The organism is Streptomyces sp. a15, assembly GCF_059026085.1.
Genome location: NZ_JBWLKM010000046.1, coordinates 14,155 through 27,038 on the forward strand (window position 1 = coordinate 14,155; position 12,884 = coordinate 27,038).

Below are 12,884 nucleotides of genomic sequence, written 5' to 3' on the forward strand. Positions count from 1 at the left end.
AGCCCGAGAAGCGGGCAAGGTCAGGACTGCGCGGTCCGGAACGCGAGATACCGGCTGAAGGCTTCGTGGCTGTCGGGGGTGAAGTGCCAGACCAGCAGAGCCGACCGCAGCTCCGGCTCGGTCAGCCAGCCATGCCAGGCGACCTCCTCAGGATCGGGGACTACCGCGTCCGGCACCACGGCTTCGTGAACACCGAGCCAGTGAGGGCTCAAACCGCTGCGGTTGATGAACGTGAACAGCAAGCGTGGCAGCACACGGATGCCCAGCTCTTCGGCCAGCTCCCGCGTGGCGGCCTGTTCATAGGATTCGCCGACATCCACGGCGCCACCGACCACGACCTCGTAGAGCCCGGGGAAGCGCGACAGCTGCTCCGACCGCCGGTGAACGAGGATCCGGCCACGCTCATCACGACACACCGTCACGGCGACCCGGTGCAGCCAACCCTCCCGGATGGCCTGCCGGCGGCTGACCACCATCCCCAGCACACGATCTTGATCGTCGACACGCTCCACCAGTTCGTCCACGACGCACACCCTGGCAGAGCCCACTGACAACGCCGCTTCTCGGAGCCCCGTGGAGGCCGACCCAGGAGAACATGTACCAGGAGGCCGGACGCGGATGACGACAGTTGTCGTGCAAATGCGACACCTATCGTGCTCAGGCTCAATCGGCTATCTACCTTCGCAGCGCCGAACCCGTCAGGTCCGTCGAATCTTTTCGAGGATCCCATTTAGGAGAGCTGAACGTTTGCCCAGACGGGGAGCCCCCCGGCCGGAGCTGTCCCACAACCGTCGCCCCGAACGCCACCCCCATCCCAGCCACCTGCACCGGCGTGAGCGCCTGCCCGAGCGCCGCCCAGCCGACCACCGCGGCGGTCAGCGGCGAGAGCGGGCCGAGGAAGGTGACCTGGGTGGCGGTGAGGCGGCCGATGCCGCGGAACCACAGCCAGTACGCGACCGCCGTGTTCGCCAGCGCCAGATAGAGGTAGCCGCCGACCGCCCGGCCGTCCAGCGCGGGCGGCGCGCCCTCGACGAGGACGGCGAGGGGGGCGATGAGCAGGCCGCCCGCGGTCAGCTGCCAGGCGGTGAGCGCGAGCGGGCCCACGCCGTCCGGGCGGCCCCACCGCTTGGTCAGTACGGTGCCGGCGGACATCGAGGCGGTCGAGGCGAGGGCCGCGAGCACGCCCACGGTGTCGAGCGCCCCGGCCGCCTTCAGGACGACCAGGCTCACCCCGGACGCGGCGACGAACCCGGTGATCACACTGCGGGCCGTCGGCCGCTGCCCCAGCAGCAGCGCCGACAGACCCACGACGAACAGCGGCCCGATCGAGCCGACGACCGCCGCCATCCCGCCCGGCATCCGGTACGCCGACAGGAACAGCAGCGGGAAGAAGGCGCCGATGTTCAGCGCCCCGAGCACCGCCGCCTTCCCCCACCAGGCGCCGCGCGGCAGCACCCGGGCCAGGGCCAGCAGGACGAGGCCGGCGGGCAGGGCGCGCATGAGGCCGGTGAACAGGGGGCGGTCGGCCGGCAGGAACTCGGTGGTGACGGCGTACGTGGTGCCCCAGGAGACGGGGGCGAGGGCGGTGAGCAGGACGGTCGCGGGCCGTTTCATGACCGGCACCCCTCTCGGAGGCAGCTCGACTGGATTAGCTCGACTGGGTAGCTTGGTTGCAAGTAGCTTAGCATTAAGCAACTTGCAGTCAAGCCACTTTCTTGCGGGCGACCGGAACCGGGCGGATACTGACCGCATGAGTGCAGAGCGCAAGGACCCGGTCGACGCGATCATCGAGCAGTGGGCCACCGTGCGGCCCGATCTCGACACCGCCGCCATGGAGGTCTTCGGCCGGATCTACCGGCTCTCGCGCGCCATGGGCGACCGCATGGAGAAGGCGTACGCGAACCTCGGGATCTCCCGCGGCGAGTTCGACGTCCTCGCGACCCTGCGCCGGTCCGGGGAGCCGTACACCCTCTCCCCCCGCCAGCTCTCCGGGACGCTGATGCTCACCACCGGCGGCATGACCGGCCGCCTCGACAAGCTGGAGCGGGCGGGCCTGCTGCGCCGCTCCCCCGACCCGCACGACCGCCGGGGCCTGCAGGTGACGCTGACGGAGAAGGGGTTGGCGCTCGTCGACGAGGCGGTGGGCGCGGGCCTCGCGGTCCAGACGGACGCCCTGAAGGTCGCCCTGGACGAGGAACAGGCCGGCCGACTGGCCGACCTGTTGCGGGAGTTGCTCATCGGGACCGAGGGGCCCTAGCGGCCCTGGAACGGATCAAGGGCGCCGGCCTCGCCCCCGTACAACTGATGCGCGTACGCGGGGCGAAGGCGGCGCCCCTGAGGGAGCACGTGGGAAGCCCGGTTCGGCGGGCTCGGGGGCGAACCGCCCCGGTCAGGCCTTGGAGCTGGCCTCGGCCTTGGCCTTGGGCCTGGTCTTGATGTTGCGGGTCGTCACCCGGTGCGCCTCGTGCGACTTGTCCAGGACCAGCACCAGGCCCGCGATGACCGCGAACAGGACGAGGGGGGCCACGACGAAGAGACCCAGCGTCTCGATGACGCTCAGGCCGGTGCCGGGGTCGTCACCGTCGTCGCGGGTCAGCGCGAGCGCGGGGGACGACATGAGCAGCATCATCAGCGTCGTACCGGCAGCCAGGGCGCCGGCGCGCAGGGCGTTCTTCTTCACAGGGCCAACGTAGCGAACGGCCGAACGGGACGCGCGTCCGGGGTGCCGTATGAGGCGGGCGGCGCTCACGAAGTGCCACCCGTGGTGTGCCGGAAGACGTCCACCAAGGCATGCAGCCGCGGCGACCCCGCCAGCTCCTCCAGCGTCACCGGCCGCCCCTCCGTGTCCGCGATCGGGAGCCGCCAGTTCGGGTACTGGTCCCAGGTGCCCGGCAGGTTCTGGGGGCGGCGGTCGCCGACGGTGTCGGGGAGCCAGATGCCGACCATGCGGGCGGGGGTGTGCAGGAGGTAGCGGTGGACGGCCTGGATCTCGGCCTCCTCCGAGGACGGGTCGATGCCGCCACCGGTGCCCTGCAGGAGGCCGAGGCGGGCGAGCAGGGCCAGCCACTCCGCGGTGTCGGCCGACGCCTCCGCCCGTTCCTCGTCCAGGGGTCGGGTCAACAGGCCGAGGTGGTCGCGGAGTTCGACGTGTTCGCCGGTGAGGCGGGACGCGGTGGGCGGGAGGTCGTGGGTGGTGGCGGTGGCCAGGCAGTCGGCGCGCCAGTGGTCGGGGGGCAGGGGGCGGCCGTCGCCGTCCCAGTCGCGCTCGAACCACAGCACCGACGTGCCGAGCACCCCCCGCTCGCGCAGTGTCTCGCGCACGCCCGGCTCCACGGTGCCCAGGTCCTCGCCGATCACCACCACCCCGGCACGCGAGGCCTCCAGGAGCAGTACGGCGAGCATGGCCTCGGCGTCGTAGCGGACGTACGTGCCCTCGGTGGGCGGTTCGCCGAGCGGCACCCACCACAGCCGGAACAGGCCCATGACGTGGTCGATGCGCAGGGCGCCGGCGTAGCGGAACAGGGCCCGCAGCAAGGACCGGAAGGGCTCGTAGCCCGACTCGGCCAGGCGGTCGGGCCGCCAGGGCGGCAGGCCCCAGTCCTGGCCGCGCGCGTTGAAGGCGTCCGGGGGCGCGCCCACCGACATGCCCGCCGCGAAGTACTCCTGCTGCGCCCAGGTGTCGGCGCCCTCGGGATGGACCCCGACCGCGAGGTCGTGGACCACGCCCACTGGCATGCCCGCCTCGCGGGCCGCGCGCTGGGCGGCGGTGAGCTGGGTGTCGGTGAGCCAGGCGAGGTAGGTATGGAAGTCGACGCGGTCCATCAACTCGCCGCGGGCGCGGGCGGTGTCGGCCGAGCGGGGGTCGCGCAGGCCGGCCGGCCAGCCGTGCCAGTCGGAGCCGTGCACCTCGGCGAGGGCGCACCAGGTGGCGTGGTCCTCCAGGGCCTCGCCCTGCTCGGCGAGGTAGTCGACGTAGGCGGCGCGCCGGCCCGGCCCGAGCGGCACCTCCCGGACCAGCTCCAGCGCCTCCCGCTTGAGCTCCCACACGGCGTCCCGGTCGATCAACGCGCCCTTCTCCAGCACCGATGCACGCAGCCGCTCCGCCCGCTCCAGCAGGCCGCGCAGCCGCTCGCGGTCCGTGACCTGGGCGTACTCGGGAATGTCCGCGACCCGCAGATGCACCGGGTCGGGGAAGCGGCGTGAGGAGGGGCGGTAGGGGGACGGGTCGGTGGGGGCGCCGGGCACGGCCGCGTGCAGGGGGTTGACCTGGACGAAGCCGGCGCCGAGCGCGCGGCCGGCCCAGGCGGTGAGTTCGGCGAGGTCGCCGAGGTCGCCCATGCCCCAGGAGCGTCGGGAGAGCAGGGAGTAGAGCTGCACGAGGAGGCCGTACGAGCGTCCCGGCGGCGCGGGCAGCCGGGGCGGGGCCACGATCAGGTGGGCGCGCGCGGTGCGGCCGTCGGGCGCGGTGGCGGTCACCCGGTGGACGCCGGGCGGGAGTTGGTCGGCGGCGGCGCGGGTCTCGCCCTGTTCGGTCTCGATGCGCAGGCGGGTACCGGCCGGGAGGGCGTCGAGGGCGGCGCAGGTGCCGCCGCTCCAGCACGCCACCGTCGGCGGCAGCAGCCGCTCGCGCAGTTCCCGTTCACGGGCGGCGAGTGCGCCCCGCACCGCCGCGGGGGTGCCCGCGTCGACGCCGAGGGCGGCCAGGACCCGGGTGACGGCGGCGGCCGAGGCCGCGACCGTACGGTCCGGGGAGGGGCTGTAGGAGGTCGCGACGCCGTGCAGCGCCGCGAGCCGGGACAGGTCCTCGGTGGGCGGCTCGACCGACCGGGGTGCTGTCATCTACGGCTCCGCGTGCACGTCGGACTCGCTGGTCAGGGGGGCGGCGTCGGCGAGCGGGGGCTCGCTGGTGAGGGGTTCGGCGTCCGGCAGGGGCGGTTCGCTGGTGAGCGGGGTCTCGGCGCAGGCTCCCTCCGCGCTGAACACGCAGTAGAGCGCATCGGAGGGGGTGGACGGGGCGGAAGGCTCCGCCACGGGTTTGGAGAGGGCCGAGAGCAGAAGGTGTGCCGATGCGGCCACGGGGGCCTCCTTGTCGAGGGCGACGATCGGTCACCGCAGCCCTACCCAGTGGTCGCGGCGGCAGACGTACGAGAGGGAACAACGTGCCTCTCGTCACAATCCTCCAACCTCCCCTCCCTCACTATTCACTCAGTACATGTATCCGGTACATACTGATCGCCATGAGCACCCGCCACATCCTGCTGGGGCTGCTCGCCGGAGGGCCGAGCCATGGCTACGACCTCAAGCGACGCCACGACGAACGTTTCCCCCAGGCCCGCCCACTGGCCTACGGGCAGGTCTACACGACCCTGCAACGCCTGGTCCGGGACGGCCTCGCGGAGGTCGAGGGCACCGACTCGGACGGCGGTCCGGAACGGACGACGTACCACTCCACCGCCGAGGGAGCGCGTGAACTGGCCGAGTGGGCCGGGCGGATCGCCCCGCCCGCGCCCTTCGTGACGAACGAGATCTTCGCCAAGGTCGTCGTCTCGATCCTGGCCGGCGGCGACCCGGCCGCCTACCTCCGGGAGCAGCGCGCCGCCCACATGGAGCGGATGCGGGAGCTCACGGCGGTCAAGACCGCCACGGGGGCCGACCTCGCGACCGTGCTCTCGGCCGACTACGCCCTCAACCACCTCGACGCCGACCTCCGCTGGATGACCACCACGGCGGCCCGGCTCACCACCCTGACCGCGGAGGTCGACTCAGCATGAGCAACCCAGTGCCGCTCCTGGCGGCCCGTGACCTCGTCAAGGCGCACGGCAGCACCGAGGCCCTGCGCGGCGCCTCGGTCGAACTGCGCGCCGGTGAGATCCTCGCCGTCACCGGTGCGAGCGGCAGCGGGAAGTCGACGCTGCTGCACTGCCTGGCCGGGATCGTCCGCCCGGACGCCGGCTCGGTGACGTACGGCGGGGAGCGGCTCGACCGGCTCCCCGAGAAGCGGCTGAGCGAACTGCGCCGTACCGAGTTCGGCGTGGTCTTCCAGTTCGGGCAGCTGATCCCCGAGCTGACCGCCCTGGACAACGTGGCGCTGCCGCTGCTGCTGGCCGGAACCTCCCGCAAGGACGCCCACGAGCGGGCCGGCGAGTGGCTGGAGCGGCTGGGGGTGCGCGGGCAGGCGGAACTGCGGCCCGGCGGGATGAGCGGCGGCCAGGCCCAGCGGACCTCGCTGGCCCGGGCGCTGGTGACCGGGCCGAAGGTCGTCTTCGCGGACGAGCCGACGGGCGCGCTGGACTCCCTGGCGAGCGAACAGGTGATGACGGCCCTGGTGCACACGGCCCGCGAGTCCGGCACGGCGGTCCTGCTGATCACGCACGACGCCCAGGTGGCGGCGTACGCGGACCGCGAGGTGCGGCTGAGTGACGGGACCGTGTCGGCGCTGGAGGTGACCGCGTGAGCTCCATAGGGTCCGTGAACTCCACGAAGAACTTCCCGCGCTTCATACGCTCCGTGCGGACCGACCTGCGGATGGCCTGGCGGCTCATCCGGGGTTCCGACCGACACGAGTGGTGGCGCATCACGCTCACGGCGCTGGGCTCCGCACTCGCGACGGGCATCGCCCTCGCGGCCGTCACGCTGGGCTCGCTCCGGGGCAGTTACCAGGTGTCTGTCGGCCACGAACTGCTGAACGAGCCCGGTACGCGCGCCGGAGTGATCGTCACCCTGCTGCTCCTGCTGGTTCCCGTGCTCGGCTTCCTCGGGCAGTGCGCCCGTATCGGCGCCGTGCACCGCGACCGGCGGCTGGCCGGGCTGCGGCTGGCTGGGGCCACCCCCTGGCAGGTGCGCCGGATCGCCGCGCTGGAGACCGGGCCGGCCTGTCTGCTCGGCTCGGTGTCCGCCACCGTCGTCTCGGTGGTGGCACTGCTGTGGCTGTGGGACGAGCCGACCGCCCTCGCCTGGATTGGCGTGGCGCTGGTCGCCGCCGGTGTCCCGGTGCTGGGCGCGGCGGCGAGCGCCTTGGCGCTGCGCCGCGTGGTCGCCTCGCCGCTGGGCTGGGTACGCCGGCTGCGGCCGCGCACGGGCCGGGGTGCGGGCCTGCTGTTCGTCGGGGCGTTCCTCCTGACGGGGGCGGTGGCTCTCGTCACGGTCACCAACACCTCCACGGGCACGACCGGCCGGGGGTACGGGGAGGTGCCGCTGATGGTGTTCGGCCTGGTCGTCGCGGTCGGCGCGGGCGCCGTGTGGCTCGCGGGCGCCACGGCCGGGGGCGTCGGGCGGCTCCTCGCGCGCCGGGCCCGGACTGCGCCGACGCTGATCGCGGCGGAACGACTGCGCGACGACCCGTGGGCGGCGGCCCGCACCCACGCGGCCGTACTGCTGGTGACGGTCGTGGGCACCGGCTTCGTGGGCGTACGGCAGGTGCTGCTCGCCGATCTGCACGGCATGCGCCGCGACGGCCATCTCGGCATGGACATGGGCTACTACACGACGGGGCTCGACCTGACGGCCGCCGCGATCCTCGTCGCCCTCGCGATCGTCCTCTCCGCTCTCGCCGTCGGCACCGCCGAGGCCCTGGCCACCCGGCGCCGGGGCCTGGCCGCGCTGACCGCGGCCGGGGTGCCGCGCGCGGTGCTGGGCCGGGCGCTGCTCCTGGAGACCGCGCTGCCGCTGCTCCCCGCGGTCGCGCTGGCAGGCACCGGCGGTATGGCGATCGGCGCCTGGTACGCCACGATCGCCACGGAGCACACCACCCCGTCCGTGCCGTACGTGGCTCTCCTGGTCCCGCTCGCCGTGTACGCGGCCTGTCTGCTGGCCGCGGCCACGTCGCTGCCCCTGCTGCGCCGCTCGCTGCACCCGGCGGAGCTGCGCTACGCATAACCCGATGACCGCCGGCCCCGGGGGCACGGGGGACCCCCGGGGCCGCCAACGACCCGTCCGGCAACGCCGAAGGCCTGCCCGGCCAGCTGGAGGCCTGTCCGACCCGCGGAAGGCCCGTCCGGCAACGCGGAAGGCCCGTCCGACCCGCGGAAGGCCCTCCGACCCGCGGAAGGCCCTCCGACCCGCGGAAGGCCCTCCGACCCGCGGAAGGCCCTCCGACCCGCGGGAAGCCCGTCCGGCAACAGAAAAGCCCGGATTCTCAGGCTGAAATGCCCTCGATCCGGGCCAGGGCGTCGTCCGCGCCGTACGGCTGCAAGTACGGCATCCAGCGCGGGTCCCTGTGGCCGGTCCCGATGATGCGCCAGGCCAGGCCGGTGGGCGGGGCGGGTTTGTGGCGCAGCCGCCAGCCGATCTCGAAGAGATGGCGGTCGGCCTTGGTGTGGTTGCAGCGGCGGCATGACGCCACCACGTTGTCCCAGGCGTGCTTGCCCCCGCGGCTGCGCGGGATGACGTGGTCGACGCTGGTTGCGACGCCACCGCAGTACATGCACCGGCCCCCGTCACGGGCGAACAGCGCCCGGCGGGTCAGAGGAACGGGCCCCCGATAGGGAACCCGGACGAATCGCTTGAGCCGGACCACGCTGGGTGCGGGGACTGTGACGGTCGCGCTGTGCATGAAGGCGCCGGACTCCTCGAGGCACACGGCCTTGTTCTCGAGGACGAGGATGAGCGCGCGGCGGAGCGGTACGACGCCGAGCGGCTCGTACGACGCGTTCAGGACCAGGACATGCGGCACGGATGGCCTCCTTGGACGCCGGCGGCGCGTGGCTCGCGCCGGGACGATTCGTAGTCAGTGTCCCCTCATGCCTGGTGGAAACGCCACCATGTGCCGGTAACGGGCTGGGAGTGTTTTCGACCACATCGGAAGCATTCCCAGGATCGCGAGCTGTTCATCCCACCTGTTCATCCCCTGGTTCATGCCCAGGTGAGAGTGGTCTCTCCCTCGAACATTGCGCCGATCCACACACGATGCCCCGATAGTGTGGTGGATCCGCCCCACCGGTGACCTTTTCGTGACCTTGAAACACGACAGATGACCTTGACCGCTGCCGGAGGGGCGGACCGCTGCACCGTGGAGGTACCTGCCGTGTCCTTGTCCGCCGTCCTACTGGCCGCCGGTTCGTCGCCGTCGCCGTCTCCCTCCGAGACGCCGACCACTCCGGCGGTGCCGTCGCTCGAGGATGCCCAGGAGAGCGCCACGAACGCCGCCGGCTGGATCGAGCAGAACTGGTCCACCTGGCTGGCGATCGGCCTGAGGGTCCTGCTGATCGTCGTCATCGCGGCGGTGCTGAGAGTCGCGGTGCGGCGGGCGATCACCAAGCTGATAGACCGCATGAACCGCTCGGTGCAGACGGTCGACGGCACCGCGCTCGGCGGCCTGCTGGTGAACGTGGAGCGCCGCCGCCAGCGCTCCCAGGCGATCGGCTCGGTCCTCCGCTCGGTCGCCAGCTTCCTGATCCTCGGCACCGCGGCCCTGATGATCCTCGGCACCTTCCAGATCAACCTCGCCCCACTGCTGGCGTCCGCCGGTGTCGCGGGCGTGGCGATCGGTTTCGGTGCGCGCAACCTCGTGACGGACTTCCTCTCCGGCGTCTTCATGATCCTGGAGGACCAGTACGGCGTCGGCGACACCATCGACGCGGGTGTTGCCTCGGGCGAGGTCATCGAGGTAGGCCTGCGCGTCACGAAGCTCCGCGGCGACAACGGCGAGATCTGGTACGTCCGCAACGGCGAGGTCAAGCGCATCGGGAACCTCTCCCAGGGCTGGGCCACGGCCGGTGTCGACGTCACCGTCCGCTCGGACGAGAACCTCGACAAGGTGAAGCGGACCCTGAACGAGGTCGGCGAGAAGATGAGCAAGGAAGAGCCCTGGAACGAGCTCCTGTGGGGCCCGATCGAGGTCCTCGGCCTGGACAGCGTGCTCCTGGACTCGATGGTCGTCCGCGTCTCGGCGAAGACCGCGCCCGGCAAGGCCCTCACCGTGGAACGCGAACTGCGCTGGCGCGTCAAGCACGCCTTCGACGCGGCGGACATCCCGATCGTCGGCGGCCCCGTCCTCCCCGCGGACGCGGAGCCGGACGCGGACCCGACGGCCGGCATGGCGCCCCCGTCGGCGTACAGCAACACCGCGTCCCCGCAGGCACAGGCGGCCACGCCGCTGACGCCGCCGAGTGTGGCCAAGTAACGACACCGCGAACCCTCGACCGCCCCCGCAGGTAACGACTGTGTTGCCTCGGGGGCGGCCTATTGACGACGCCTTCACACCGGTCCTATGGTCCAGACCACCAGACAGGAAACCTTCCTAACAATCAGGGCTGCGGATACCGCCGGATGGACTTCCCGCCCTGATCACTGGGAACCTGGACAGCCGAGAGGCAGGTGTCGACCCCATGGCAGGAACCGCCGGTACGCCGGGCACCCCGAGCGTCCTGCGCGCCATGAACGACCGCGCCGCCCTGGACCTCCTCCTGGAGCACGGGCCGCTGTCCCGCACGCGGATCGGCAAGCTCACCGGCCTCTCGAAGCCGACCGCCTCCCAGCTGCTGGCCCGCCTGGAAGCATCAGGGCTGGTCCTCGCGACCGGCACCAGCGAGGGCCGCCCGGGGCCCAACGCCCAGCTGTACGAGGTCAACCCGGCCGCCGCGTACGCCGCCGGGCTCGATGTCACCCCCGAGCGGGTCCGTGCCGCCGTCGCCGACATCACCGGCCGCACGGTGGGGTCGTACGAGCTGCCCACCCCCGGCAGACGCCCCGCCCGCCCCGTCGTCCGACAGGTCACCGACGCCCTGGACGGCGCGCTCAAGGCGGCGGGGCTCGCCCGTGACGAGGTCCACCGGCTCGTCATCGGCACCCCCGGCGCCTTCGACCCCAACACCGGCCGACTGCGCTACGCCTCCCACCTGCCCGGCTGGCACTCCCCGACCCTCCTCGACGAACTCGCCGCCGCGCTGCCGATGCCGGTCGAGTACGAGAACGACGTCAACCTCGTCGCCGTGGCCGAGCAGCGGCTCGGCGCGGCCCGCGGGCACGGCGACTTCGTCCTGCTGTGGAACGAGGGCGGCCTCGGTGCCGCCCTGGTCCTCGGCGGCCGGCTGCACCGCGGCTGGACCGGCGGCGCCGGCGAGGTCGGCTTCCTGCCGGTGCCGGGCACCCCGCTGGTCCGGCAGGTCAGCAAGGCGGGCAGCGGCGGCTACCAGGAGCTGGCCGGCTCGCAGGCGATCCCCAAGCTGGCCCGGGACCTCGGCGTCGAGGACATCCCGTCGGGCCCGTACGCCGAGGTCGCCGCCGCCCTCGTCGCGCGTGCCGCGGAGGCCGACGACGGCCCCCACCGGCGCCTGCTGGAGGCGTACGCGACCCACCTCGCCACCGGTCTCGCCTCCCTCGTCTCCGTCCTCGACCCCGAACTCGTCGTCCTCAGCGGCGCCTCGCTCACCTGTGGCGGGGAACCGCTGCGCGCCCTCGTCCAGGCCGAACTGGAGGAACTGGCCGCACCCCGGCCCCGGCTCGTCGTCGGCGACGTCCGTGAACACCCGGTGCTGCGCGGCGCGTTGGAGAGCGCGCTCGCGGCCACCCGCGACGAGGTCTTCGACACCTCGCGCTGACCCCCTCCAATCCCCTCTCACCGACACACCCAACACACCCCCCTCGCGCACACCCATCACCCTCAGCCCCGCCCTGCCCTTGGGAGACCTCGTCATGCCCGGAATATCCAGGAAAGTCGCGCTCGCTGCCGCCGCCTCCGTCGCCCTCCTCGCCACCGCCTGCACCGGCCAGTCCGGCTCCGGCGCGAGCGACGACCCCTCCGAGGACACGACCCTCAACTTCTGGCACGCCTGGAGCGCGCCCGCCGAGGTGAAGGCCGTGAAGTCGCTGGTCGCCGGTTTCGAGAAGGCGCACCCCACCATCCACGTCAACGTCGTCGGCAACATGACCGACGACAAGATGAACCAGGCGCTCAGGACGGGCGGCGACAAGGCGCCCGACGTGATCTCGTCGTTCACCACGAACAACGTGGGCAAGTTCTGTTCGTCGGGAGCGCTGGTCGACCTCAACCCCCTCTTCGAGAAGTCGGGGATCGACCCGGCGAAGACCTTCCCGAAGGCGATGAGCGAGTACACCGAGTTCGACGGGAACCGGTGCAGTGTCCCGCTGCTGGGCGACGCCTACGGCCTCTACTACAACAAGACCGCCTTCGAGAAAGCCGGCATCACGACCCCGCCGAAGACCTGGTCCGAGTTCGAGGCCGACGCCAAGAAACTGACGATCTCCGACGGGGACAGCTACAAGCAGCTCGGCTTCATGCCGAACTACCACGGCTGGGAGACCACGACCGAGCACTACCTCGGGCAGTTCTCCCCCACGTACTTCGACTCCAGCGGCAAGTCGACCATCGCCACGGACCCGGCCGTCGAGGCCGGCTTCACCCTCCAGAAGAAGCTCGTCGACGAACTCGGCGGCTACCAGCGGCTGGAGAAGTACCGCTCCACACTCGGCGACGAGTGGGGCCCCAAGCACCCCTTCCACACCGGCCAGGTCGCCATGCAGCTCGACGGCGAGTGGCGCCTGGGCATGGCCCTGGACGCCAAGCCGGACTTCGAGATCGGCGTGGCCCCGCTGCCCGTCCCGGACGACCAGGCCGACCAGTACGGCAAGGGCTACATCACCGGCATCGCCGCCACCAGCCACAAGGAAAACGCAGCCTGGGAACTGGTTAAGTCGGCCACCGACACGGACGGGTGGCCGACTTCACCAACGGCACTTACGATGTGCCTCCTACGCTCGCCGTACGCATAGCTGACGTACGTCTTCGAGCACTACCGATCCTGAGCAGTGAGCGGATGAAATCCCTGCACTGGCACGCCCCGAACGGTCTTGGGCGCACTGGTCGTCCGCTTTCGCATCTCGGGCGGCGACACGGATCGCGTCCGTGGTCCGAGCCGAGTGGGCGG

Annotated in this window: 12 protein-coding genes and 1 pseudogene; 7 read left to right on the top strand and 6 right to left on the bottom strand. The window is 72.1% G+C overall.

Features of this window, described 5'->3' with window-relative positions; genetic code table 11:
- Positions 1-20 precede the first annotated feature (20 nt).
- A complete protein-coding gene (locus AC5P09_RS33730; RefSeq protein ID WP_493877557.1) occupies positions 21-476 on the bottom strand; it encodes an NUDIX domain-containing protein in 456 nt (151 codons plus the stop codon).
- Between the two features lie 199 nt (positions 477-675).
- Complete coding sequence (locus AC5P09_RS33735; RefSeq protein WP_493877516.1) at positions 676-1,614, bottom strand: EamA family transporter; 939 nt, start codon at positions 1,612-1,614, stop codon at positions 676-678.
- A 136-nt stretch (positions 1,615-1,750) separates the two neighbouring features.
- Here AC5P09_RS33735 and AC5P09_RS33740 point away from each other — a divergent pair, with 136 nt between their 5' ends.
- Positions 1,751-2,257 (top strand): MarR family winged helix-turn-helix transcriptional regulator, encoded by a 507-nt coding sequence (locus AC5P09_RS33740; protein ID WP_493877517.1) that lies wholly within the window; start codon positions 1,751-1,753, stop codon positions 2,255-2,257.
- Between the two features lie 132 nt (positions 2,258-2,389).
- Here AC5P09_RS33740 and AC5P09_RS33745 read toward each other — a convergent pair whose 3' ends face one another.
- The 3 genes from AC5P09_RS33745 to AC5P09_RS33755 all read right to left on the bottom strand — a co-directional run bounded on the left by AC5P09_RS33745 (position 2,390) and on the right by AC5P09_RS33755 (position 5,076).
- Entirely contained in the window at positions 2,390-2,629 is a 240-nt protein-coding gene (locus tag AC5P09_RS33745; RefSeq protein ID WP_493877558.1) for a hypothetical protein, read from the bottom strand.
- 116 nt (positions 2,630-2,745) lie between these two features.
- Complete coding sequence (malQ, locus tag AC5P09_RS33750; protein ID WP_493877518.1) at positions 2,746-4,839, bottom strand: 4-alpha-glucanotransferase; 2,094 nt, start codon at positions 4,837-4,839, stop codon at positions 2,746-2,748.
- Entirely contained in the window at positions 4,840-5,076 is a 237-nt protein-coding gene (locus AC5P09_RS33755) for a hypothetical protein (protein ID WP_493877519.1), read from the bottom strand. It abuts the gene before it with no gap.
- A 161-nt stretch (positions 5,077-5,237) separates the two neighbouring features.
- Between AC5P09_RS33755 and AC5P09_RS33760 the strand changes: the two genes are divergently transcribed.
- The 3 genes from AC5P09_RS33760 to AC5P09_RS33770 all read left to right on the top strand — a co-directional run bounded on the left by AC5P09_RS33760 (position 5,238) and on the right by AC5P09_RS33770 (position 7,875).
- Positions 5,238-5,771, top strand: coding sequence for a PadR family transcriptional regulator (locus AC5P09_RS33760; RefSeq protein WP_493877520.1), 534 nt, complete (start codon positions 5,238-5,240; stop codon positions 5,769-5,771).
- On the top strand, positions 5,768-6,454 hold the full coding sequence (locus AC5P09_RS33765; protein WP_493877521.1) for an ABC transporter ATP-binding protein: 687 nt from the start codon (positions 5,768-5,770) through the stop codon (positions 6,452-6,454). Before AC5P09_RS33760 ends, AC5P09_RS33765 begins: the two co-directional genes overlap by 4 nt.
- A gap of 71 nt (positions 6,455-6,525) precedes the next feature.
- Positions 6,526-7,875, top strand: a complete 1,350-nt coding sequence (locus AC5P09_RS33770) for an FtsX-like permease family protein (RefSeq protein WP_493877559.1) — start codon at positions 6,526-6,528, stop codon at positions 7,873-7,875.
- A 259-nt stretch (positions 7,876-8,134) separates the two neighbouring features.
- Here the strand turns inward: AC5P09_RS33770 and AC5P09_RS33775 are convergent, their stop codons facing one another.
- Positions 8,135-8,671, bottom strand: coding sequence for an HNH endonuclease (locus AC5P09_RS33775; RefSeq protein ID WP_493877522.1), 537 nt, complete (start codon positions 8,669-8,671; stop codon positions 8,135-8,137).
- A 351-nt stretch (positions 8,672-9,022) separates the two neighbouring features.
- On the opposite strand from AC5P09_RS33775, the gene AC5P09_RS33780 reads away from it, so the two are divergent.
- The 3 genes and pseudogenes from AC5P09_RS33780 to AC5P09_RS33790 form a co-directional block, all read left to right on the top strand.
- Positions 9,023-10,120, top strand: coding sequence for a mechanosensitive ion channel family protein (locus tag AC5P09_RS33780; protein ID WP_493877523.1), 1,098 nt, complete (start codon positions 9,023-9,025; stop codon positions 10,118-10,120).
- A gap of 205 nt (positions 10,121-10,325) precedes the next feature.
- Positions 10,326-11,537, top strand: coding sequence for an ROK family transcriptional regulator (locus AC5P09_RS33785; protein WP_493877524.1), 1,212 nt, complete (start codon positions 10,326-10,328; stop codon positions 11,535-11,537).
- A gap of 94 nt (positions 11,538-11,631) precedes the next feature.
- Positions 11,632-12,719 (top strand): annotated as a pseudogene (locus tag AC5P09_RS33790) (extracellular solute-binding protein); the annotation flags it as partial.
- Positions 12,720-12,884 lie beyond the last annotated feature (165 nt).

Coding starts and splice junctions, on each gene's coding strand:
- AC5P09_RS33730 (WP_493877557.1), bottom strand. CDS start 476: ATGGTGGTCAGCCGCCGGCAGGCCATCCGGGAGGGTTGGCTGCACCGG.
- AC5P09_RS33735 (WP_493877516.1), bottom strand. CDS start 1,614: ATGAAACGGCCCGCGACCGTCCTGCTCACCGCCCTCGCCCCCGTCTCC.
- AC5P09_RS33740 (WP_493877517.1), top strand. CDS start 1,751: ATGAGTGCAGAGCGCAAGGACCCGGTCGACGCGATCATCGAGCAGTGG.
- AC5P09_RS33745 (WP_493877558.1), bottom strand. CDS start 2,629: ATGATGCTGCTCATGTCGTCCCCCGCGCTCGCGCTGACCCGCGACGAC.
- malQ (WP_493877518.1), bottom strand. CDS start 4,839: ATGACAGCACCCCGGTCGGTCGAGCCGCCCACCGAGGACCTGTCCCGG.
- AC5P09_RS33760 (WP_493877520.1), top strand. CDS start 5,238: ATGAGCACCCGCCACATCCTGCTGGGGCTGCTCGCCGGAGGGCCGAGC.
- AC5P09_RS33765 (WP_493877521.1), top strand. CDS start 5,768: ATGAGCAACCCAGTGCCGCTCCTGGCGGCCCGTGACCTCGTCAAGGCG.
- AC5P09_RS33770 (WP_493877559.1), top strand. CDS start 6,526: ATGGCCTGGCGGCTCATCCGGGGTTCCGACCGACACGAGTGGTGGCGC.
- AC5P09_RS33785 (WP_493877524.1), top strand. CDS start 10,326: ATGGCAGGAACCGCCGGTACGCCGGGCACCCCGAGCGTCCTGCGCGCC.